20 protein-coding genes are annotated in these 21,768 nt (G+C 71.2%); 11 read left to right on the forward strand and 9 right to left on the reverse strand.

The annotated features are described in order from the left end of the window. The first annotated feature begins 92 nt into the window (after positions 1-92). From BA062_RS12420 to BA062_RS12435, 4 genes are all read left to right on the forward strand, one after another. On the forward strand, positions 93-1,577 hold the full coding sequence (locus BA062_RS12420; RefSeq protein ID WP_245959793.1) for an aldehyde dehydrogenase family protein: 1,485 nt from the start codon (positions 93-95) through the stop codon (positions 1,575-1,577). Beyond that, positions 1,567-3,240: a thiamine pyrophosphate-binding protein gene (locus tag BA062_RS12425; RefSeq protein ID WP_110336195.1), complete on the forward strand. Its 1,674-nt coding sequence runs from the start codon at positions 1,567-1,569 to the stop codon at positions 3,238-3,240. The genes BA062_RS12420 and BA062_RS12425 overlap by 11 nt, the downstream gene beginning before the upstream one ends. Then, complete coding sequence (locus tag BA062_RS12430) at positions 3,240-3,767, forward strand: putative antibiotic biosynthesis monooxygenase (RefSeq protein ID WP_110336196.1); 528 nt, start codon at positions 3,240-3,242, stop codon at positions 3,765-3,767. Before BA062_RS12425 ends, BA062_RS12430 begins: the two co-directional genes overlap by 1 nt. Positions 3,768-3,859: 92 nt before the next feature. Beyond that, the gene (locus BA062_RS12435) at positions 3,860-4,693 is read left to right on the forward strand and encodes an SAM-dependent methyltransferase (protein ID WP_110336197.1); all 834 of its coding nucleotides are present in this window, start codon (positions 3,860-3,862) and stop codon (positions 4,691-4,693) included. Positions 4,694-4,698: 5 nt separating this feature from the next. Here the strand turns inward: BA062_RS12435 and BA062_RS12440 are convergent, their stop codons facing one another. Both BA062_RS12440 and BA062_RS12445 read right to left on the reverse strand, forming a co-directional pair. Further along, complete coding sequence (locus tag BA062_RS12440; RefSeq protein ID WP_110336198.1) at positions 4,699-4,968, reverse strand: DUF1876 domain-containing protein; 270 nt, start codon at positions 4,966-4,968, stop codon at positions 4,699-4,701. A 37-nt stretch (positions 4,969-5,005) separates the two neighbouring features. Next, entirely contained in the window at positions 5,006-6,397 is a 1,392-nt protein-coding gene (locus BA062_RS12445) for a GntP family permease (RefSeq protein WP_110336199.1), read from the reverse strand. A 120-nt stretch (positions 6,398-6,517) separates the two neighbouring features. On the opposite strand from BA062_RS12445, the gene BA062_RS12450 reads away from it, so the two are divergent. From BA062_RS12450 to BA062_RS12470, 5 genes are all read left to right on the forward strand, one after another. Further along, positions 6,518-7,396 carry a LysR family transcriptional regulator gene (locus BA062_RS12450; RefSeq protein ID WP_110336200.1) on the forward strand — a complete coding sequence of 293 codons (879 nt, stop codon included), beginning with the start codon at positions 6,518-6,520 and terminating at the stop codon, positions 7,394-7,396. A gap of 68 nt (positions 7,397-7,464) precedes the next feature. Continuing rightward, on the forward strand, positions 7,465-8,523 hold the full coding sequence (locus BA062_RS12455; protein ID WP_110337285.1) for a tartrate dehydrogenase: 1,059 nt from the start codon (positions 7,465-7,467) through the stop codon (positions 8,521-8,523). A gap of 106 nt (positions 8,524-8,629) precedes the next feature. Continuing rightward, on the forward strand, positions 8,630-9,979 hold the full coding sequence (locus BA062_RS12460) for an FAD-dependent oxidoreductase (RefSeq protein ID WP_110336201.1): 1,350 nt from the start codon (positions 8,630-8,632) through the stop codon (positions 9,977-9,979). A gap of 177 nt (positions 9,980-10,156) precedes the next feature. Beyond that, entirely contained in the window at positions 10,157-10,966 is an 810-nt protein-coding gene (locus BA062_RS12465) for a hypothetical protein (protein ID WP_110336202.1), read from the forward strand. Then, positions 10,966-12,423, forward strand: a complete 1,458-nt coding sequence (locus tag BA062_RS12470; RefSeq protein ID WP_110336203.1) for a radical SAM/SPASM domain-containing protein — start codon at positions 10,966-10,968, stop codon at positions 12,421-12,423. The genes BA062_RS12465 and BA062_RS12470 overlap by 1 nt, the downstream gene beginning before the upstream one ends. 41 nt (positions 12,424-12,464) lie before the next feature. Here BA062_RS12470 and BA062_RS12475 read toward each other — a convergent pair whose 3' ends face one another. The 7 genes from BA062_RS12475 to BA062_RS12505 form a co-directional block, all read right to left on the reverse strand. Next, on the reverse strand, positions 12,465-13,790 hold the full coding sequence (locus BA062_RS12475) for an MFS transporter (protein WP_110336204.1): 1,326 nt from the start codon (positions 13,788-13,790) through the stop codon (positions 12,465-12,467). Positions 13,791-13,959: 169 nt separating this feature from the next. Continuing rightward, positions 13,960-14,391, reverse strand: coding sequence for a Zn-ribbon domain-containing OB-fold protein (locus tag BA062_RS12480; RefSeq protein ID WP_110336205.1), 432 nt, complete (start codon positions 14,389-14,391; stop codon positions 13,960-13,962). Beyond that, on the reverse strand, positions 14,388-15,572 hold the full coding sequence (locus tag BA062_RS12485) for a thiolase C-terminal domain-containing protein (RefSeq protein ID WP_110336206.1): 1,185 nt from the start codon (positions 15,570-15,572) through the stop codon (positions 14,388-14,390). The genes BA062_RS12480 and BA062_RS12485 overlap by 4 nt, the downstream gene beginning before the upstream one ends. Further along, positions 15,569-16,744, reverse strand: coding sequence for a CaiB/BaiF CoA transferase family protein (locus BA062_RS12490; protein ID WP_110336207.1), 1,176 nt, complete (start codon positions 16,742-16,744; stop codon positions 15,569-15,571). The genes BA062_RS12485 and BA062_RS12490 overlap by 4 nt, the downstream gene beginning before the upstream one ends. Then, positions 16,741-18,027, reverse strand: coding sequence for a CaiB/BaiF CoA transferase family protein (locus BA062_RS12495; RefSeq protein ID WP_210406825.1), 1,287 nt, complete (start codon positions 18,025-18,027; stop codon positions 16,741-16,743). Before BA062_RS12495 ends, BA062_RS12490 begins: the two co-directional genes overlap by 4 nt. A gap of 1 nt (position 18,028) precedes the next feature. Then, complete coding sequence (locus BA062_RS12500) at positions 18,029-19,060, reverse strand: NADP-dependent oxidoreductase (RefSeq protein WP_110336208.1); 1,032 nt, start codon at positions 19,058-19,060, stop codon at positions 18,029-18,031. 148 nt (positions 19,061-19,208) lie between these two features. Next, positions 19,209-19,850, reverse strand: coding sequence for a TetR/AcrR family transcriptional regulator (locus tag BA062_RS12505; RefSeq protein ID WP_110336209.1), 642 nt, complete (start codon positions 19,848-19,850; stop codon positions 19,209-19,211). 174 nt (positions 19,851-20,024) lie between these two features. On the opposite strand from BA062_RS12505, the gene BA062_RS12510 reads away from it, so the two are divergent. Beyond that, positions 20,025-20,918 (forward strand): TIGR03619 family F420-dependent LLM class oxidoreductase, encoded by an 894-nt coding sequence (locus BA062_RS12510; protein WP_110336210.1) that lies wholly within the window; start codon positions 20,025-20,027, stop codon positions 20,916-20,918. Between the two features lie 26 nt (positions 20,919-20,944). Then, positions 20,945-21,766 (forward strand): FadR/GntR family transcriptional regulator, encoded by an 822-nt coding sequence (locus BA062_RS12515; RefSeq protein WP_110336211.1) that lies wholly within the window; start codon positions 20,945-20,947, stop codon positions 21,764-21,766. Positions 21,767-21,768: the final 2 nt, after the last annotated feature.

Genomic DNA, 21,768 nt, shown 5'->3' on the forward strand with positions numbered 1-21,768 from the left:
CAACCGTCACAACCATCTCGTTGACCGCGCGACCGGACCGGGGCTATCTTCTGCATCGCAGAGACTCTTTCCACATACTGGAGGTTGCTCGCGTGTCTGTGGTGGATGACCCGATCCGGGCGGCCGCGGTCGCCGCGGATCGCGACTGGCGGCTCGCGGTCGGCGGGCACGCGCTTGCCGGAAGCGGCGGAACGTACACAGTGGAGTGTCCCGCGACGGAGGAGGCCCTCGCCGAGGCGCCGGACGCCACGGCGGAGGACGTCGACGCCGCCGTGCGCTCCGCCGCCGACGCCGCGGTGGGCTGGCGGAACCTGGAGCCGCGCGAACGCGGCCGCAGGCTGCGCGCGCTCGCCGAGGCGCTCCGGGCGCACACCGACGAGCTGGCGATGCTCGACGCACTCGACTCGGGCAACCCGGTCACCGCCATGCGCACCGACGTGGAGTGGGGCGCCGAGGTATTGGAGCTGTTCGCCGACTACACCGCCCAGCTCGGCGGCGAGACGATTCCCGCCAGCGTCGAGAACCTGCACTTCACGCGCCGCGCGCCGTACGGTGTGGTCGCCCGGATCGTCCCGTTCAACCACCCGGCCATGTTCGCGGCGGCCAAGATCGCCGCGCCCCTCATGGCGGGCAACGCGGTGGTGCTCAAGCCCTCCGAGATCACCCCGCTGTCCGCACTGCGCATCGCCGAGATCGCGGCCGGAATCCTTCCCCCCGGCACCCTTTCGGTGATCACCGGCAACGGACCGGACGCGAGCCGCGCGCTGGTGCGGCACCCCCTCGTGCGCCGCATCGGCTTCATCGGCAGCGACCGCGTGGGCCGGCTCATCCAGCGCGACGCCGCGGAAGTCGGTGTCAAGGACATCAGCCTGGAACTGGGCGGCAAGAACGCGCTCATCGTGTGTCCCGACGCCGATCTGGACGCCGCCGCGACCGGCATCGTCAACGGCATGAACTTCGCCTGGTCCGCGGGCCAGTCCTGCGGCTCGACCTCACGCGTGCTGCTGCACACCGAGATCGCCGGCGAGGTGCTGCGGCTGGTCCGCGAGCGGGTCGCGGCCATCACGATCGGCTCGCCCGTCGACCCCGCCACGCGGATGGGCCCGCTCGCCTCCCGCGCCCAGTACGACAAGTCGCGGCGGTACATCAAGGCGGCCACGGACGAGGGCGCCACCCTCTTCCACGGTGGCGCGCGGCCGAGCGGGCCGGGCCTCGACCGCGGCTACTACCTCGAGCCGACGATCTTCACCGGCGTCGAACCGCGGATGCGCATCGCCACCGAGGAGATCTTCGGGCCGGTGCTGTCGGTGCTCACCTTCTCCGACCTGGACGACGCGGTGACCATCGCCAACGGCGTCGACTACGGCCTCACCGCCAGCATCTGGACGCGCGACGTCTCCACCGCGCTGCGGCTGGCCGAGCGGGTGGAGGCCGGATACGTGTGGATCAACGGCTCCTCGCGGCACTACTGGGGCGTGCCCTTCGGCGGCACCAAGTCCTCCGGCCTCGGACGCGAGGAGAGCGTCGAGGAGCTCGTGAGCTACACCGAGCTCAAGGCGGTGAACGTTGTCGTCTGACACCCCACGGCTGGGCGCCGGCCTGGTCGCCGACACCCTCGCGGCCGAAGGCATCACCCATGTGTTCGGCCTTCCGGGCACCACGGTCATGGAGCTCATCGACGCGCTCGGCGAGCACGGCACCGTCCGGTACCTGTCGACGCGGCACGAGCAGGTCGCCGGGTTCATGGCCGACGGCTTCTCCCGCGCGGGCGGGCTCGGGGTCTGCCTCGCGTCCCGCGGGCCCGGCGCCGCGAACCTCGCCATCGCCGTGCAGAACGCGCATGACGAGTCCGTCCCGCTGCTCGCGCTCATCGGCCAGGTGCCCCGGTCGATCACGCATCGCCGCTCGTTCGAGGACATGGACGTGGTCTCCGCGTTCCGGCCGATGTGCAAGTGGGCGGTCGAGATCACCGAGCCCGACCGCATCCCCGAGCTGCTGCAGCGGGCGGTCCGTACCGCCGTCGGCGGCAGGCCGGGCCCCGTCGTCGTCTCGCTGCCGCTGGACGTGCTGCAGGCTCCGGCGCACGCGAGCATCGGGCCCCGGGTGCGCACCTACCCGCCCGCGCCGGACCCCGCCGGCATCGCGGAGGCGGCCCGGCTGCTCGCCGGGGCGCGGCGCCCGGCGGTGATCGTCGGCGGTGGAGGTGCGGGCGACCCGGAGGCCGTACTGGCGCTCGCGGAGACGGCGGGCGCGCCCGTGGTGAGCACCTGGCTGCGCAAGAACGCGCTGCCAGGCGGCCATCCCGCGTTCCTCGGCTCGCTGGGCTACGGCGCGCACGACGTGACCGACCAGCTCGTCCGCGACGCGGACGTGGTCGTGGCGCTCGGCTGCCGGTTCTCCGAGTTCACGACCAAGCGGTGGACCCTCCTGCCCCCGGCGGCGAAGCTCGTCCACGCCGACGTCGACCCCGAGGAGCTGGGCCGCGTCCACCCCCCGGCCGTCGGTCTCGTGTCCGACGCCGCGGCCGCCGCCCGCGCCCTCACCAGGGCGCTCACCCCGCTTATCGCCGCCGACCGGGCCCGCGCGGCCTCCCGGACGGCTCGGCGCGTGGCGCTGCGCAAGGCCTTCGAGGAGGCGGCGGCACTACCGGTCACGCCGGCCTCGGAGGGCACCGTGAGCTCCTCGGCACTCGTCCGCGCCGTCCAGGGGCTGGCCGACCGGGACGGCGTCGTGCTCGTCCAGGATGTCCACACGTTCGGGCCGTGGGTGCAACGGTACGTGCACGTCGAACGCCCCCGCAGCTACTACGGCTCCGCGGGCGGGGCGATGGCCTGGGGTTTCCCCGCCGCGATGGGCATGGCGCTCGCGCGGCCCGGCGAGCGGATGGTCACGCTCAGCGGCGACGGCAGCTTCTGGATGGTCGCGCAGGACTTCGAGACCTGCGTGCGCGAGGGCATCGACGTGGTCACGGTCGTGGTCAACAACCACGCATACGGCAACACACGCGACCGCCAGCGCTTCGCCCACGACGGGCGCTACCACGGCGTCTTCCTCGGCAACCCCGACTTCGCCGAGTACGCGCGGATCCTGGGTGGTCACGGCATCCGCGTCACCTCGGACGCGGAGCTGGGCCCCGCCATCGAGGAGGCGCTCGCCCAGGAGGGGCCGTGCATCGTCGACGTGGTGCAGGACCGGATGGAGGGCCTGCCCTCCGGGCTCACCCCGCCCCGGGCGCGCTGATGACGGCCGCGCTGCCGGTGACCGTGCTCGTGTCCCGTACCGCGCGCACCGACGGCGCCGCCCTGCTGCGGTGGGCGCACGGCCTGTGTCAGGACGCCGCGCGGTTCCCCGGCCACCTGGCGTCCCACGTCGGCACGGCCGAGACCGGCGGGTCCGTGACCGTCCACATCGGAGTCTCCTTCGCCTGCTCCGCCGACCTGGCCCGCTGGGAACGCAGCGACGCGCGGGCGAGACGCCTCGCCGAGGGCGACCGGCTCACCAGGGGCGAGCCGGTCGCCCTGTCGCTCGCCGACCTCGGCCCCGCGGGGGCACCGCCCGCCGGCGGCAGGCTGCGGTCGGCCATCCTCATCTGGGTCGCCCTGTTCCCGCCGGCCGCCGCGGTCAACGCCCTGCTGATCCCGTACCTCGACGCCTGGCCCGGGCTCGCGCGCACCCTCGTGCTGACGCTCGTGCTCGTCCCGGTGGTCGTCTTCGGCACACTGCCGCCCCTGCAACGTGCCCTCGCCCGCCGGTCCCGCCCGCGCTAGCGCATGCGCCGATCGCCGATTGACCACACCGGTGTTCACACCGCGCCGTGGAACGGGCAGACTGTTCTCGATCTCCACGGTCGATACGGAGGATGCGGTTGAACGAGGCGGAGCGGCTCGGCGAGTCGGTGAACAAGGTCTCGGTCGGGCGGGTGTACGACTACCTGCTGGGCGGTGTGCACAACTACGCGGTGGACCAGCAGTTCGCCGAGGAGCAGCTCAAGCGGCTGCCGGAGATGCGCAACTTCGCGCGCTCCAACAGAGCCTTCCTCGGCCGGGCCGTGCGGTTCGCCGTCGACCAGGGTGTGCGGCAGTTCGTCGACATCGGGTCGGGGCTGCCGACGCAGGGCAATGTGCACGAGGTCGCCGAGGAGGCCGCGCCCGGCGAATGCAGCGTCGTCTACATCGACAACGAGCCGATCGCCCAGGCGCACGCGCACATCCTGCTCGAGCGCACCGCGGACCCGGAGCGGCACCGCGCGCTCGACGCGGACTTCTTCGACGGGCCGAAGCTGTGGGAGCGCGTACTCGAGACCGGCGTCATCGACCCCGAGCGGCCGATCGCGCTGCTCGCCGTGGCGCTGCTGCACTTCATGCCGCCGGAGACCGAGCCGGAACGACTGCTGGCCTACTACCGCGACCAGCTCGCCCCCGGCAGCTTCGTGGCGCTGTCGCACATCCACGTGCCGCCGGAGGACGCCGAAACCCTCGCCGCCGCGGAGAAGGTCATCGACTCCTACCGCAGGCAGGCCAACAGCGTCGCCAGGCCGAGGCCCCGCGAGGACATCGCCGCCTTCTTCGAGGGCCTGGAGCTCGTGGAACCCGGCCTGGTGTGGGTGCCCGAGTGGCGCCCCGACGGTGACGACCCGTACCAGAACGAGCCCGCCCGCTCCCGCGGCCTGGCGGGGGTCGGCCGCAAGGCCTGACCCCGCTACTCGGTCAGGTGCGCGGGCCGCCGGGTGACGGCCTCGATGTCGGCCGCGGTCGCCTCGATCAGCTGATGTGACAGATCGGCCATCGCCCTGGCGACCGCGAGCTCGTCACCAATCGCCGGAACGTTGGCGTCGTGCGGGTGTTTGCGGGCGGTTCCGGTGCCGGTCCGCTCGGTGCCCGCGCCGGTGCTCAGCCGAGCCTCGGCGCGCGTGCGGTCGTCGTACTCGTGGATGTCGATGTCGACGGTCCACCTGGTCTCGTGTTCCATCGCGCACCTCCTGCCGTACCCCTTGATGGTCCCTCGCTCAGACCACCACGTCGAGCAGGAGGATGAGCGGGAGCGAGAGCACCGACGACAGGGTCATCGCCACGCTGTGCGTCTTGAGCGTTCCCCTGGTCGTGAAGCCGAGCAGTGACTGGAACATCCAGAAGAAGTTGCTGCTCACGTGGGGCACGAACAGCGCGCCCGATCCGGCCGCGAGCGCGATGAGCACCGGTTCGACACCGAGCCCGCCCGCGAGCGGGGCGAGCAGGCCTGCGGCGGTGATCGCGGCGACCGAGATCGAGCCCAGCGCGATGTGCAGGATCGCCGCGACCAGCCAGACCAGCAACAGCGGCGGCAGGAATCCCACGGAGAAGTACCCGGCCAGCACGTCCTCGAGCCCGGACTCGCCGATCACCGCCGCGAGCGACCCGCTGACGCCGGTGAGCACGAGGATGGGGCCCGCGGTCGTCAGCGCCGAGGAGACCGCGGCGCCGACCTCCGTGCCGGGCAGGTGGCGGCGGGCCACCGCGTAGGCCGCCGTGGCGCCGAGGAACATCGCGATCACCGGGTCACCGACGAAGCCCACGACGGCCGGGGTCCACCCGAACGCCTCGGCGAGCGCACCGGCCGAGATGAGCAGCAGTGTGAGCACCACCGGCGCCACGCACAGCGCCAGCGGGGGTGGCGTCCGCTCCGGTTCGCCCGTGGCCTCACCGCTCTCGCCGGAACCCGCAGCGGGCACCGCCGAGGCCCGGACCCGGTCGTCGTCCGCCGTCTCGGCGGCGGCGAGCTCGTCCAGCTCGGCGTTCCAGCGCAGGGCCCCGCGGCTGAGCCAGCTGAACACGAGCATCGTGAGCAGCGCCGTCGGGAGTGCGACGACGAGGCCCAGTACGAACATCGTGCCCAGCGGCACGTGCAGGAGGCCGGCCACCGCGACGGCGGCCACGCCGGGGACCACGAAGACGAGACCCACCTCGATGCCCGCCGTCAGCGCCCCGCCCATCAGCGCGAGGCCCTGGGGGCCGAGCTTCGGCGCGAGCCTGCGCGCCAGCGGAGCGGTGAGCACCAGCAGCACATCGGAGTAGATGGACGTGAAGAGGCTGCTCAGTGTCGCGCTGAACACGTAGGGCACACCCTGCGGAGGCACCCTGCGCGTGATGGCCTCGGTCACCCTTTGCATCGTGCTGGTCGCCGTCAGCATGGACCCGAGCAGCACCCCGAACGTGATCAGCAGCCCGATCTCCGTCATCAGCTCCCCGAAGCCCTCGGCGACGACCTTCGTCGTGTCGTCGAGGCCGAGTCCGGTGACCAGTCCGAAGTAGAGGGACCCGGCCAGGAGCGCGATGATGGGCGGAACCCGGAGCCAGGTGATGATCACCACGATGCCCGCGATCGTGATGCCGGTGTGGAGCAGGAGCATGCTGTCGGCCATGTGCCTCTTCCTTGAGGTCGGCGGTTCGCACTCAGTGAAGGCCGCGCTCCCGGCCACGTCCAAGACGGGTTTCCTCCCAGTCAGATAGGGTGCGCCTATCGACAGCGGTGAGGAGGCGCGATGGACGCGCGGCAGCTCAGGTACTTTCTCGCCGTCGTCGACCACGGCACGGTGCACCGGGCGGCGGCGGAGTTGTTCGTCGCGCAGCCCTCGATCTCCCAGGCGTTGCGGGCCCTCGAACGGGACCTCGGGACGCTGCTGTTCCACCGTGCGGGGCGCAAGCTCGTCCTCAGCCCCGCGGGCGAGGCGCTGATCGACCCGGCCCGGCAGGTGATGCGCTGGCTCGATCTCGCCAGGGCGAGCGTGGACGCGGCGGAGGGACTCGAGGCGGGTCAGCTCGTGGTGGCGGCGATGCCGTCCCAGTCGGTGGATCCGCTGACCACGCTCATCGCCGGCTTCAGCGCGCGCCATCCCCGGGTGCGGATCTCCGTGCGGACCGCGGCGACCCCCGCCGACGTCACCGCGTCGCTGCGCACGGGTGACGCCGAGCTGGGCCTGGTGGCGGCGCGGGAACGCGCGGGCCACGGCGACCTGGTGAGCCACCCGCTCGAGACGCAGCGGTTCATCGTGGTCGCCCCGCCGGACGACGCGCTGCCCGCGCACACCCCGCTGCGGTTCGCCGACCTCGCGGGAAGGCGGCTGGTGGTCGGCCAGCCGGGAACCGGGATGCGCCGGGTCGCCGACGCCGTCGTGGCCGCCGCACCCGGCAGCTACGCGGCCGTGGAGACCGAACACAGGGCCGCGATCCTGCCGCTGGTTCTCGCCGGGGTCGGCGTCGCGGTGCTGAGCGAGTCGTGGCGCCAGCTCGCCGCGACCGCCGGGGCGCTGGTGCGCGACCTCGACTGCGACGAGGCGCTCCACGTCGCGCTGGTGCACCGGAGCGGCCCGGTCAGCCCGGCCGCCGCGGCGTTCCTCGCGGTCGCGAACGCACTGAGATAGGTATGCCCTATCAACTCGTGAGGAACGCGGTCTTGGACAGCGGGCTCGCCCACCGGTCCACTGGGCCCATGACCCAGCATCGCATCGCACTGATTCCCGGAGACGGCATCGGCGCGGAGGTCCTGCCTCCCGCGTGCGCCGTGCTCGACCTCGTCGGCAAGCGGCACGGCCTCACCTTCGGCTACGACGAGTTCGACTGGTCCTGCGCGCGATACCTGAACGAGGGCGCGATGATGCCCGCCGACGGGCTCGACCGGATCCGGCGGCACGACGCGATCCTGCTGGGCGCGGTCGGCTGGCCGTGCGTACCCGACCACGTCTCGCTGTGGGGACTGCTGATCCCCATCCGCCGCCTGTTTCGCCAGTACGTGAACCTGCGGCCGATCACGGTGCTGGACGGTGTGCCCAGTCCGCTGAGGCACGCCGCCTCCGGTGCGGTCGATTTCGTGGTGGTCCGGGAGAACGTCGAGGGCGAGTACTCCGAGATCGGCGGCCGCCTCAACCGCGGCTTCCCCGAGGAGATGGCCGTCCAGGAAGCCGTGTTCACGCGCGCGGGCGTGAGCAGGGTGCTCGACCACGCCTTCCGCCTCGCCGCATCGCGCCGGGGCGGGATCACCTCCGCGACGAAGTCCAACGGGATCGTGCACACGATGCCGTTCTGGGACGAGCTCGTCGCCGAGTATGCCGCCCGTTACCCCGAGGTCGACTGCGGGCAGGAGCACATCGACGCGCTGGTCGCCAAGATCGTCCTCGATCCCGGACGCTTCGACGTCATCGTGGGCTCGAACCTGTTCGGCGACATCCTCAGCGACCTCGCGGCCGCGGTCGCCGGAAGCATCGGCATCGCGCCTGCCGCGAACCTCAACCCGGAGGGCGAGTTCCCGTCCATGTTCGAACCCGTGCACGGGTCGGCGCCCGACATCGCGGGCCAGGGCATCGCCAACCCCATCGGCGCGATCTGGTCGGCGTCGATGATGCTCGACCACCTCGGCCATCCCGAGGCCGCCGGCGAGGTCATGGCCGCGGTCCGGACCGTGCTCGCCGACACCGCCGTCCGTACCCCCGACCTCGGCGGGACGGCGTCCACCGACGACTTCACGCGCGCGGTGCTCGACGCGCTGCCGTAACCGGAACAGCCGCCGCGCCCCCTCCCGGGTCACACGGATCACAGTGCGAGTTAGGCAAGCCTTGCCTTAGCGTGATGGCGGTCGGTAGTCGAGGAGAGGGTGTTCTGTGAGTCGTTCCCTGCGGGTCGCCATCGTCGGGGCGGGACCGGCCGGCATCTACGCGGCCGACTTCCTGCGCAAGTCCGGCACGGACGTCGAGGTGGACATCTTCGAGCGGATGCCGGCGCCGTTCGGGCTGATCCGTTACGGCGTGGCCCCCGATCATCCGCGCATCAAGGGAATCGTCGACGCGCTGCACCGCGTGCTCGACAAGCCGGGCGTGCGGCTGTTCGGCAATGTCGGCTACGGCACGGATCTCAAGCTGGACGACCTCCGCCAGTTCTACGACGCCGTGATCTTCGCGACCGGTGCGGCGAAAGACCGCCCGCTCGACATCCCCGGCATCGAGCTCGACGGCAACTACGGCGCCGCCGACTTCGTGTCGTGGTACGACGGACATCCGGACGCGCCGCGCGCCTGGCCACTGCACGCGAGGAGCGTCGCCGTGCTCGGCGTCGGCAACGTGGCGCTCGACCTCGCCAGGGTGCTGGCCAAGTCGCCCGCCGAGCTGCTGTCCACGGAGATTCCCGACAACGTCCATAGTGGACTTCTCGGCAACGCGGTGACCGATGTGCACGTGTTCGGCAGGCGCGGCCCGGCGCAGGCGAAGTTCACGCCGATGGAGCTGCGCGAACTGGACCACTCGCCACACTTCGAGGTCGTCGTCGACCCCGAGGACATCGACTTCGACGAGGGCTCGATGGCGGCGATCCGCGGCTCCAAGCAGGTCGACATGGTGGTGAAGACCCTGCAGGACTGGGCCATCCGCGACCGCGTGGAGCATCCACGGCGCCTGCACCTGCACTTCTTCCACTCCCCGGTCGAGGTGCTCGGCCCCGACGGCACGGTCACCGGGCTGCGCACCGAGCGGACCGAGCTGACCGGTGACGGCAGCGTGCGGGGCACGGGCACGTACCACGACTGGGAGGTCCAGGCCGTGTACCGCGCCGTCGGCTACCTGTCCTCGCACCTGGCCGACGTGCCGTTCGACCACGAGTCGGGCACGGTGCCCCACAAGTCGGGGCGCGTGCTCGACATCGACGAGAACCAGCTCGAAGGCGTCTACGTCACCGGCTGGATCAAGCGCGGCCCCGTCGGCCTGATCGGGCACACCAAGGGCGACGCCACGGAGACCGTCACGAGCCTGCTCACCGACGCGCCGAACCTGCCGTCCGCACCGCAGCGTGACCCGCTCGCGATCGAGGAGTACCTCACCGAACGCGGCATCGCCTACACCACGTGGGGCGGCTGGCTGCGGCTCGACGCCCACGAGCGCGAGCTGGGCAGGCTGCGGGGCCGTGAGCGTCTGAAGGTCGTGGAGCGCGACGAGATGGTGCGGGTCTCCCGCCGGGACTGAGCATGATCGCCGGGAGTCCGGTGTGGACGCCGTGGGCGGAAAGTTTCCTTTCCATAAGGCGAAGTCCACGCCGGATTCCCACGTGTGACCCGAGTGGACGATTGTGTCTTGACTCGCTCGCCGTCCCGGGGAGACCCTGAGCGAACGACTCCTCACCCCACGCGAACGGGGGCGGCCATGAGCCAGTTCCTCACGCTCGACGCACCAGTCATGGTCTTCACCGACCACACGTTCACGGCGGGCGGGGTCACCGACGGCTCCGTGCCTGCCGCGATTCTGACCAGGGGCACCACCCTGCTCCTGCGAGATTTGTTCTTTCCCGAGGCGGGCACCGAACAGGCCGAGGCGCCACCGTTGTCGGTCGACGCGCTCGAGAGTCAGCTGCAGGAGCGCGTGCCCGGCCGCAGCCAGGAAGCGGCGTCCGGCCTGGTGGCGATGTTCCTCGAACAGATCCCGCACCTGGCCACGCGCGAAGGTCCGACCACGCTCGGGCCCGTCGAGATCCAGGAGTTCTCCGAGGACGGTCTGGTCGAGCTCGCACCGGGCACGAGGGCGTTCCGGCCCGCCGGCAGGCTCTACCGGAGGGCCGTCAACGACCGGACGATGTGGTTCGCGGTGGCCGAGGAGTCCCTGGCGGGGGTCGTGGAGCCGAACTCGTCCATCACGTCGTTGACCACGGACTACTCGGGCGTCACGATCTCGGACCTCAGCGTCGTCCGCAGCGGCAGCGGCTGCGGGTCCTGTGGCGCGTGCGGGGCGTGCGGACTGTGCACCTTCTGCGGCGAGCTGAACCTCGGCTCTGGCGTCTCGGCCGCGATCGCCGTCACAGCATTCGCGGCGCTCGGCGAGGCGAAGACGGAACGCCCGGTGTTCGAGGTGGACCTGCGGGCCAGGCCCACCCCCACTCCGATCCTCACCGAGGTGGACCGGCGACTCCGGGAACTGGGCACCGTGGCCAGGACCCTGGACGACGACTGGGGCCGGTGATGACCACGGCACGCGATCGCGCCGGCGTCCTGTCTCAGGAGTACCCGCTGGCCAGTGACCGGCTGGAGATCCACCGCACCGCCGCGGGCGGAACCCTGTTCACCTACTCCGCGCGGGAGCGGTCCACGCCTTCGATGCTGCTGGACCAGTTCGAGACCGAGGGCTACTTCCTGCGGTTCCTGGAGCTGGCCGACGGCACGCGGTCCTTCGGTGACATCCAGGCCGCGTTCGGCACCGAGTTCGGCGAGTTGTTCGGTGCCGCGCTCGCCGACAAGGCCGCCCGGGTCGCGATGGAGGCCGGCATCTGCACCGCGCTCCGCGAACCCGCCGGGGCCCCGTCCGGGGTCCGGCGCGTCACGGGCTCGACCCGCGGTTTCTTCCCGCTGCACGCCACGGTCGAGATTATCGAGACGTGCAACTTCACCTGCACCCACTGCTACTACTCGTCGTCTCCCGCGAAGAAGGGCCGCCTGTCCCTCGACCAGTTCCGGCAGGTCGTCGACAACCTCGTCGAGCACGGGGTGCGCATCATCGAGATCACCGGCGGTGAGTGCACGATCCACCCCGACTTCCGCGAGATCCTCCGCTACGCCGCGGCGCGGTTCGGCCTGTTCGCGATCATCACCAACGGATACCTCCTCGGTAAACGCCCGGATCTGCTGGCGGAGGTGGCGTCGTATCCGAACATCATCGCGCAGATCAGCATCGACGGACTCGAGGAACACCACGACCGGTGGCGCAGGCAGCGTGGCTCGTTCCGGGCGGCGGTCGCCGCGGCGGGCGCGCTCGCGCGGCGCGGTGTGCCGGTCCGGATGGCGTGCACGATCTCGAGCGCGAACGTCGCCGAGGTGGTGCCGCTGTACGAGCTCGCCAAGTCGCTCGGCGTGTCGGCCGTGTCGTTCGCCCCGGTCGCGGCGCTCGGCCGGGGGTGCAACCTCACCGAACCCGGGCTCGGCGCGCGGGAGCTCATCGAGGCCATCAACTCGCAGCTGACACCCTTCTCCGGCGACCCGTTGCTGAGCTGGGGCGACCCGAGTGGCCGGGCGGGCACCCGCCAGAGCCACAACTGCGGGGCGGGCTCGCGTACCTACGCCGTCGACTACGACGGCAACGTCCGCGCCTGCAACTTCTCCCGGGACTCCAAGAAGTTCGGCAACGTTCTCGCCGAGAGCTACGAGACCGTCTTCGGTCAGCAGGCCAACTACCTGTTCCGCAACGCTCCGTCCCCGGGCGGACCGGAGTGCGCCGGGTGCCGGTACTACTTCTACTGCAACGGGTGCTTCGTGAAGGCGTTCATGACCTCCGAGTCCGAGTACCCGGAATGCCCGTGGCGGCGCAAGTGGTTCCCCGGCATGTCGCTGGACCGTGACGAGGTCCGGCGGCCACCGGAACGGAAGCTCCTGCCGCTGCTGCTGAACAACGGTGGCGCCTCCGGCTGCGGATGCGGGCACGGCTGAGAAGGCCCAACGGAGACCCTGGAGTCCCGTTGGGCCGCCCGTCACGGCGCCGACGCGCGGAGGTTGTCCCCCGCCGTCTCGGGCACCGTCCACAGGGTCAGCAGGGTGACCACCGACGCGAAGATCATGTAGAAGGCGGGGCTGAGCGTGCTGCCGGTGGTGGCGACGAGCCATGTCGCGATGAGCTGGTACGGCGCGGCACCGATGACGCCGGCGAGGTTGAAGCCCAGTGAGATCCCGCTGTAGCGCACGCGGGTCGGGAACAGCTCCGCGAAGATCGTGTACGCGACGCCCTGCACCACGCCGTACGGCACGTTCAGGACGAGCCCGGCCACGAGCGCGAGTGCCAGGTTTCCCTGCTGCATCAACCAGAAGCACGGTACGGCGAGCACCGCGAAGCCCGCGAAGCCGAACGCGAGGACACGGCGCCTGCCGAGCCGGTCGGACAGGCTTCCCGACCACGGCATGAGCGCCACCGGCATGATCGCGATCACCGCGATCAGCCACGTGGTACCAGAGAGCGCGTAGTCCAGCTGCGCGAAGTGCACCACGAGGTACACCGAGCCGAGCCCGCCGGCGACCATCTGCCCGAAGGCGATCCCGATCACCTGGAACACCGCCTTCGGGTGGCGGCGCACCACCTCGGTCACGGGCGCCTTCGGTGGCTCGTTCTCGGCGACGAGCTCCTTGAAGATCGGCGAGTCCTCGATCCGCATGCGGTACACGAGGCACAGCACGAGCAGCGGGAACGCCACGAGGAACGGAATCCGCCACGCCCACGTGGTCATGGCGGAGCCGGCGAAGAGACTGACGAGCCCCACCACCACGGCCGCCGACGACATGCCCACCGCGATACCGATCGACGTCGCGGAGCCGAACAGGCCGCGGCGCTTGCGTGGCGCGGACTCGGCGACCAGTGCGGCCGCGCCGCCGATCTCCCCGCCGGCCGAGAAACCCTGCAGCACGCGCAGCACCGCCAGCAGGATCGGCGCGGCGACACCGAGCGCGGCGTAGGTGGGCAGGAGTCCCGTGAGGACGGTCGCCACGCCCATCATGACCACGGTGATGAGCAGCACCCGCCGCCTGCCGACGCGGTCGCCGAGCCTGCCGAACACCAGCCCGCCGACCGGGCGGGCGAGAAAGCCGCTGCCGAACACGGCGAGCGTCGACAGCAGGCCCGCGGCGCTGCTCTCGCCTGGGAAGAACAGCGGCGCGAGCACGACCGTCAGGTAGCCGTACACGGCGAAGTCGTAGTACTCGACAGCGGTTCCGGCCGCTGCGGCGATGCTCGCCCGGCGGCCGACGGCCGCCAGTTCGGCTTCCGTGTACTTGGCTGAAGTCGCGTCTGTCCGATCGGTAGTCACCATTGACCGTCCCCGGAGGTTGACTGCGGGCGCCGCCCTCCGGCTGCCCGCGTGTGTCACTAGGATGAGTGAACACGAATCCGACGTCAAGTTCTTGTCTGAGCCTCGCGGAGAATGATTACCGAGCTGTGACCGTCACCTCGGGGCGGAGCGCGCCGGCGCGAGCGGTCGCTCAGTCGCCCGGCTCCCAGTTGGGCACCACGGTGCCGTCCTCGGCCCGGTCGAAGCGCACCCGCATGGGCTGCCCCGCGGTCAGGACCGGCTCCCCGGCCAGGCGCCCCACGAGCCGCGTGCCGTCCGGCTGACCGTCCACGTCGACCACCACCACGGTGTACGGGACCGCGAACGCCGGGTGAACCTGGTGCGTCACCACCGTCCACGCGTACAGGTGGCCCCGGCCCGGGACCGGTCGCCACTCGCTCTCGTTGCCACCACACGCGAAGCACGCCTGCCGGGGCAGGTGCAGCACCTGGTCGCACGCCGTGCAGAACCTGAGTACCAGCTCACCCCTGCGGGCCGCGGCGAAGAACCCGGCGGTGTCACGGTCGTGCTCGGCCGGCAGCAGCGGGTGGGCCACGATGTCGGTGAACGCCACGGACGTCATCCCTTCACCAGCAGCAACGCGGAGGTTCCCGGTGGCGGCGCCGAGGTCACGAGGCTCACCTCGGCGCCCTCCACCTGCGAGGTCGACGTGCCCCGCAATTGCCGCACGCCTTCCAGCACGTGGTTCATCCCGTGGACGTAGCCCTCGGACATGTTGCCGCCCGCGGTATTGCTCGGCAGCGAACCGCCCCGCCGCAGCGCTCCGCTCTCGGCGAACGGTCCACCCTCGCCCTTGGCGCAGAACCCGAAGTCCTCCAGCTGCAGCAGGACCGTGATCGTGAAGCAGTCGTAGAACTGCGCGACATCCACATCGGACGGACCGAGCCCCGCCCGGGAGAACAGCGTCCGCGCGGCCGTCGCCGACGGCGTGACCGTGACGTCGGGCCGCTGGAGCATCGGGTACATGACCCCGGGCTGCACCCGTGGCCCGGTGGACTGCGTGACCGCGCGGACCAGTACCGCCGGGTGCGGCGAGTCGGCCGCCCGCTCCGCCGCGGTGACGATCACCGCGCACGCACCGTCGGTCTCCAGGCAGAAGTCGAACAGGCGCAGCGGCAGCGAGATGGGCCGCGCGATCGCGCACTCCTCCAGCGTCAGCACCCGGTCGTGCATCTGCGCCGCCGGGTTGCGGTTCGCCGCCTCCCGGCAGGCGACCGCGATGTGCGCGAGCGCCTCGTGTCTCGTTCCGTATGTCGCCATATGTCGCTGGGCGAGCAGCGCGAAGAACTGCCCCGGTGTCACGAGTCCGTAGGGCGCGAAGAACTCCTCGTAGCCACCCTGCCCGCCGACCCTCGCCGCCGGGTCGGGAGTGCCCTGGCCGAAGCGGCGCCCGGAGCGGCCGTTGAGCGCGCGGTACACGAGCACGGTGGTGGCCTGGCCCGACAGGATGGCCGCGACGGCCTGGCCGACCATCGCGCAGGGGCCCGATCCGCCGGGCCCCGTCTGCCCCCAGTAGGTCAGGTCGGGGATGCCGAGCGACTCCGCGATTCCGCTGTAGGACACCAAGTCGTGGTCGCACGAGACCACGCCGTCGACGTCGGCGACGGTGAGCCCGGCGTCGGCGAGCGCCGCCCGCGCCGCCTCGGTGGCGAGCGTCAGCTCGCTGCGCCCGCTGTCCTTGGAGAACTCGGTGGCCCCGATGCCGGTGATCGCGCAGCGGTCCCGGTGCGAGTAGCCGGTCATCGGCCCAGCACCGCCTCGGTGTGCTCGCCGAGCCGGGGCGCGCGGCGGGGTCCCTCGGCGGAGAACGCGCTGAACCAGAACGGGCTTCCCGGCTGGAGCGCGGGCTCACCGCCGTCCTGCTCCACCTCGACGAAGAAGCCCCGCGCGGCCAGGTGCTCGTCACCGAACAGCTCCTCCGGCGCGTTGGTGATGCCGATGGGCAGACCGCGCCGCTGTCCCTCGTGGTAGGCCGTGTCGCCGTCCAGCAGCAGGAAGAATACCTCGACCAGTTCCTGCACGTGGGAGAAGTTGGCCTGCCGGTGCGCGAGGTCGGCGTACTCGGGCTCCACGAGGTCCGCGGCGAGCCCCAGCGAGTCCATCCAGTCGACCAGCGCCTGCCACGGCTTCTGGTCCGCGAGGATGAGTGCGAAGTAGACCCACCGCCCGTCGGCGCACTGGAACAGTGCGGGCTGTGTCGGTGAGGGCTGTGCGTGCCGGCACGTCTGCCGTCGCACGATCGCCCTGGGGTAGAACCAGAAGGGGTTGGCCAGTTCCCCGCTCACCGCGAGCGCGGAGTGCATCGACACGTCCACGACCTGTCCCCTGCCGTCCCGCGTCCGCTGGAGCAGGGCCAGCAGCAGCCCGGTGTGGGCGAAACTCGCGGCGGTGGCGTAGCCCTGGTTGCCGCCCGGCCGGATCGGCGGAATGGAATGGTCGTCGTAGCCGCAGGAGTTGAGCGGCCCGCCCAGCGCGAGCCCCACCAGATCGCTGGACCGGTACGACGCCCACGGGCCGTCCAGCCCGAACGGCGTCACCGCCAGCACGATCAGCCGGGGATGGGCCTCCGCGAGCGCGTGCGGGCCGAGCCCGCACACCGTCGACCGCCCGGTGATCAGCACGTCCGCATCCGCGATGAGCGCGGCGAGGGCGGCTCGTCCGTCCGCTGTGGACTCGTCGAGCACCACGCTGCGCTTGCTCGTGTTGTACCAGCGGAAATTCAGGCTCGCCTCGGCGTCGTCGCGCCCGCGTACGAAGGGCCCGGTCCGCCTGCTGGCGGCGCCGCCCGGCGGCTCCACCTTCACCACGTCGGCACCCTGGTCGGCCAGCAGCTTGCCGGTGTACTCCCCGGCCGGGTCCTCGGACAGCTCGACGACCGTGAGCGCCGCGTACGGGTTGGTGCCCGCTGTCGTCACAGGATCCCCTCCTCGGTCAGTTCGGCGACCTCGTCCGCAGGCATCCCGAGCAGCGTGGTGAACACGTACTCGTTGTCCTCGCCCAGCAGCGGTGCGGAGCGCCAGTTGTCCTGCTCGGTGCGCGAGAACAGCACCGGGCTGCCCTCGAAGCGGGCCTCGCCGATCACGGGGTGGTCGAGGTCGAAGAACGTCCCCCGGTGGGCCAGCTGGGGGTCCCGCTCGTCGAGGTCCCGGGAGTTCTGCACCGCGCCTGCGGCGACACCCGCGGCCTGCAGCCGGTGCATGGTCTCGTGCGCGTCGCGCTCCCGGGTCCACGCCGAGAGGTGCTCGTCGAGCGCGTCCTGGCTGGCGAAGCGGCCCGCCTGTGTGGCGAACCGGGGGTCGGCCGTCCATTCCGGCGATCCCAGTTCGGCGACGAGGGCTTTCCAGTCGGCGTCGTCGAACACGGCGATGGCGATCCACCGGTCGTCGCCCGCGGCCGGGTACACGCCGTGCGGCGCGGCCCGCGGATGCTCGAGGCGGTTGCCCGTTGGGAAGTCCGGCCGCCGGGTGACCGCGCCGTTCGCCGCGACGTCGAGCAGGTCCGGCCCGAGCAGGTTGATGCCGACCTCCACCGCCGACACGTCGATGAGAGTCCCCGCTCCGGTCAGCTCGCGGTGGAGCACGGCCATCATGATCGCCGCCGAGTTGTAGTAGGCGGCCTGGTTGTCCATGTAGGAGAAGCCCCAGCCGCTGGGCTCGCGTCCCGGCAGCCCGCTGATGTGGGTCAGGCCGCTGACGGCCTGGATCACGGGGCCGTAGCTGCGGTACTCCGTGTGCGGGCCGCGGTGGCCGTACCCGCTCATGCGCGCGAAGATCACGTCGGGGCGCAGTTCGCACAGGTGCTCGTAGGTCAGGCCCCAGCGCTCCATCACGCCGGGCGCGAAGTTCTCGGTGACCACCGACGACGCCGCGATCAGCCGTTCGGCGACCTCGCGCCCGCGCTCGGTGCGCATGTTGATGGTGACGCCGAGCTTGTTGCGGTTGTAGTTGTTGAACAGCCCGCCCTTGTCGGGGTCCGGGTTGGGGTCCTCCTCGCCGTAGGTGCGCACGTCGCCCTTGTAGAACGGGAGCCTCCGCGGCATGTCGAGCCGGGTCCGGTCCTCGATCTTGATGACGTCGGCGCCGAAGTCGGCGAGCATGCGCGTCGCGACGGCACCCACACCCATCCAGCAGAAGTCGGCCACCACGAGTCCGGCGAGCGGGCCTCGCCGCTGCCGCGGCCTGCGATCCACGGTCACCACCTCAGCCCTCCGTCCTGTCCGTCAGCGACACCACCGTCTTCCCGACGTTGCCGCCGCCGAGCATGTCCAGGAACGCGGGCCACGCCTGGGTGATCCCACCCCGCACCGTCGTCTCCACGGAGCGGATCGCGCCGGAGCACAGCCAGCCGGCCATGTCCCGCTCGAAGTCCGGCCGCAGGTCGAGGTGCCGGGTGACGAGGAAGCCCTCCATGCGCAGGCGCCGCCAGATCATGAGCAGCAGGTTGCGCGGCCCGGGTACGGGCTCCGTCGCGTTGTAGGTGGAGATGGCCCCGCACAGCGCGATGCGGCCCTCCTCCCGCATACACCGGATGGCGCATTCCAGCTGCTCGCCACCGACGTTGTCGAAGTACACGTCGATCCCGGCGGCACCCGCCCGCTCCAGCGCGGCGGCGAGCAGATCGCGCACCGCCCCGTCGTGGTAGTCGAAGGCCGCGTCGGCACCCAGTTCCCGGGTCAGGAACGCCACTTTCTCCGCCGATCCCGCACTGCCGATCACCGTGCAGCCCTTGGCCTTGGCGATCTGCACCGCCGTGGCACCGACGGCACCAGCCGCGGCGGACACGAACACCGTCTCGCCGGGCTTCAGCGACGCGATGCGCAGGAGCCCGGCGTAGGCCGTCAGGCCGGTCTGGCCGAGCACGCCCAGGTGCAGGGCGGGGTCGAAACCGCGCACATCGACCGGTTCGGCCTCGGCGGCCTTCACCAGCGCGACCTCCCGCCAGCCCAGTTCGTGCCGTACCCAGCTACCCTCGGGCAACACCGGATCAGCGGAGGCGATGACCTCGCCCACCGCATGTCCGCTCATGGGCTCGCCGAGCGCGTAGGGCTCCACATAGGACCTGGCCTCACTCATCCGGCCGCGCATGTACGGCTCCACCGACATGACGGCGTTGCGGACGAGCACCTCGCCGGGCCCGGGATCGGGAACGTCGACCGGCACCAGGGCCACGTCGTCGTCGGTGGGCTCACCGACCGGCCTGCGCACCAGCTGCCATTGCCTGCTCGAGGTCACGGTGCCGCGGTCCTTTCGCCATTGACGGACGTCCCTCAGCGAGCGAATTGCTCATGAGGAATAGACCGAGATTATGGCGCACCTCACCCCCTGTCAACCCTCATGAGGAATAGGGGCGCGGACGGCCTCGGTCAGCGGCGCCGCGTGCTCATGGGTTCGCCGACGGCCTGCGGACACCCAGGGCGTTGGCCCACAACACCGACAGCTGCTCGGCGGCGGTGTCGAGGTCGTAGTCCGCGTCGCGGGCGGACCAGCGGTACACGAAGTTGCTGACCATTCCGGTGAGCGCCACCGCGGCGTACTCGGGATCGAGCGCGGGGTCGGCGATTCCCTTCTGCTGCCAGTGTTCGATCGCGACCGCGATCCGGTGGGCGAACCGGTCGGCGGCGTCCCGGCGCAGCCGCTCCACCTCGGGATTGAGCGTCGCCACCTGCTCCCACACGATCATGATCGCGCGGTCCTGCCGGTACGCCTTCAGATAGGCGCGGTTGGCACGGAGGATCTGCCCGTACGGGTCGGCGGCGCTGGGCTCGTCCGAGGAGCGCTCGGCGGGGTGCCACAGCTCCTCCTCGAGTTCCCTCAGCAGCGCCACGAAGATCTCTTCCTTCGAGTCGAAGTAGGTGTAGAACGACCCGTGGGCGGCGCCGGCCGTGTCGGCGATGTCGGTGATCCGCGCGTCGGCGAAGCCATCGCGGGCGAAGACCGTCTTCGCCGCGTCCAGCAGCGCCTGCCTGCTCCGCCTGCCCCTGGCGGTCGCTGGCAACGGACGGACGGCGTCGATGTCGGTCATGGCGTGAGTCCCCGTGTTCGGTGTCGGCGCGCTGGCAAACCGGATGCTATCGCCGCGAAGGGCGCGGGCGTGGGAGATCGGCCCGGGCTCCACTCCCCCGTCGGAGCCGCGCGCGCGTCGGCGACTTCGACGTCAGGTTCATATTACGTGAGATTCGCCGTAAGGTGCATGCGCATGACGGACTCTTTTCGGGTCGGCATCAGCGCCTACGACGTCGACGCGGCCGATTTCACCGAACTGGCCGCCGCCGCGGACGGGCTCGGCTTCGACACACTGTGGCTCGGCGAGCACGTGCTCGCGCCGGAATCGGCGAACGAGACCGCCCACCCGGCCACCGAAGGCCAGCCACGGCACCACACCGGAGGCCTGCTCGACCCGGCCGTGCGCCTCGTCGACCCGCTCACCACGCTCGCCGCAGCCGCTGCCCGCACGCGCCGGATCACGCTCGCGACGGGGGTGTACCTGCTGCCGCTGCGGCATCCGCTGGCCACGGCCCGCGTGGTGAGCACCGTGCAGCAACTGGCGGGCGGCAGGTTCCACCTCGGCATCGGCGCCGGCTGGCTGGAGGCCGAGTTCGCCGCGCTCGGCATCGACTTCCGCACGCGGTTCAGCCGCATGGAGGAATGCGTCGACGTCCTCAGGGCGGCCTGGCGTGGTGGCTGGTTCTCCCACTCCGGCAAGCATTTCCGCTTCGGGCGGGTGCACCTTTCGGAGCACCCGGTGCGCGTTCCGCTGGTTCTCGGCGGCAACTCCGGGCCCGCGCTGCGCCGCGCCGCGCGGCTTGCCGACGGCTGGCTCAGCTCCGGCACACTGGACTACGACACCGCGGCCCGGCTGCGTGACCAGCTCGCCGCCGCGGATGCCGCAGAGGGCCGCACGACGCCGTTGCGGTGCTGGTTCCGCATCGAACGGCCCGATCCGGTGCTGGCCGGGCGGTTCGCCGCGGAGGGGATGACCGATCTGGTGGTGTGGGCCGACCAGGTCTGGAAAGGGCCCGGCCAGGACGATCGCCGGAATTCCCTGGCACGGGCCGCCGCTGAACTGGGGGTCGCGCCATCCGGTCCCTAAGCTCATGAGCAATGTAGGATCGTTCGATGAGCAAAGCGGTGGACACGGCCTTCCCCCGACCCGGAATCCCCATCCTCTACCGCCCGGGATCGCAGTACCGCCAGGCGCACGCCAGGAACGGCACCACCGCTCAGCGCGGCCCCAAGTCCTCCGAGCTGGCGGCCGCCGCGATCGTGCGCGACATCGTCGACGACCGGCTGCAGGTGGGTGACCGGCTGCCTTCTGAGGCGGAGATGCTCGCCCACTACAACGTCAGCAGGGAGACCCTGCGTGAGGCGCTGCGACTGCTGGAGGTCCAGGGCCTGATCGTCATCCGCCGCGGACCCGGCGGCGGGCCGATGGTCGAACCACTCAACGCCGCCTACCTCGCGCGCACGGCGACGCTCTACTTCAAGCTGAGCGGGGCGACCTACGGCGAGCTGTTCGACACCTGGGAGATTCTGGAGCCACCGCTGTCGGCCAAGGTCGCCCGCCTGCCCGACCGCGCCCGCAAGGCCGAGGCGTTCGCCCCTTTCCTGGACTACGACCGCGAGCAGCACCAGCGCGACGAGGTCTTCGAGGACCTCAACAACTTCCACGCGGTGATCGCGCTGCTGAGCGGCAACCGCGTCCTGACCCTGCTCACGCAGGCGGTGACCCACATCGTCACCGACCACGTGCTGGAGAGCATCGACCCGGTCGCCGAAAGCGATCACATGCTCCACGCCCACACGGCGGTCGCCGAGGCGATCATCGCCGGGCGGCCGAGGAAGGCTTCGACCCTCATGGAGGAGCACATCGTCACCGTGACGACGAGCTACCGGGAGCGCTTTCCCGAGTTGCTCGACAAGACCATCGAGTGGCGCTAGAG

Source organism: Prauserella flavalba (genome assembly GCF_003202235.1).
Taxonomy (GTDB): domain Bacteria; phylum Actinomycetota; class Actinomycetes; order Mycobacteriales; family Pseudonocardiaceae; genus Prauserella_A; species Prauserella_A flavalba.

Coding starts and splice junctions, on each gene's coding strand:
- BA062_RS12430 (WP_110336196.1), top strand. CDS start 3,240: ATGACGGCCGCGCTGCCGGTGACCGTGCTCGTGTCCCGTACCGCGCGC.
- BA062_RS12435 (WP_110336197.1), top strand. CDS start 3,860: ATGCGGTTGAACGAGGCGGAGCGGCTCGGCGAGTCGGTGAACAAGGTC.
- BA062_RS12440 (WP_110336198.1), bottom strand. CDS start 4,968: ATGGAACACGAGACCAGGTGGACCGTCGACATCGACATCCACGAGTAC.
- BA062_RS12445 (WP_110336199.1), bottom strand. CDS start 6,397: ATGGCCGACAGCATGCTCCTGCTCCACACCGGCATCACGATCGCGGGC.
- BA062_RS12450 (WP_110336200.1), top strand. CDS start 6,518: ATGGACGCGCGGCAGCTCAGGTACTTTCTCGCCGTCGTCGACCACGGC.
- BA062_RS12455 (WP_110337285.1), top strand. CDS start 7,465: ATGACCCAGCATCGCATCGCACTGATTCCCGGAGACGGCATCGGCGCG.
- BA062_RS12465 (WP_110336202.1), top strand. CDS start 10,157: ATGAGCCAGTTCCTCACGCTCGACGCACCAGTCATGGTCTTCACCGAC.
- BA062_RS12470 (WP_110336203.1), top strand. CDS start 10,966: ATGACCACGGCACGCGATCGCGCCGGCGTCCTGTCTCAGGAGTACCCG.
- BA062_RS12475 (WP_110336204.1), bottom strand. CDS start 13,790: ATGGTGACTACCGATCGGACAGACGCGACTTCAGCCAAGTACACGGAA.
- BA062_RS12480 (WP_110336205.1), bottom strand. CDS start 14,391: ATGACGTCCGTGGCGTTCACCGACATCGTGGCCCACCCGCTGCTGCCG.
- BA062_RS12485 (WP_110336206.1), bottom strand. CDS start 15,572: ATGACCGGCTACTCGCACCGGGACCGCTGCGCGATCACCGGCATCGGG.
- BA062_RS12505 (WP_110336209.1), bottom strand. CDS start 19,850: ATGACCGACATCGACGCCGTCCGTCCGTTGCCAGCGACCGCCAGGGGC.
- BA062_RS12510 (WP_110336210.1), top strand. CDS start 20,025: ATGACGGACTCTTTTCGGGTCGGCATCAGCGCCTACGACGTCGACGCG.
- BA062_RS12515 (WP_110336211.1), top strand. CDS start 20,945: ATGAGCAAAGCGGTGGACACGGCCTTCCCCCGACCCGGAATCCCCATC.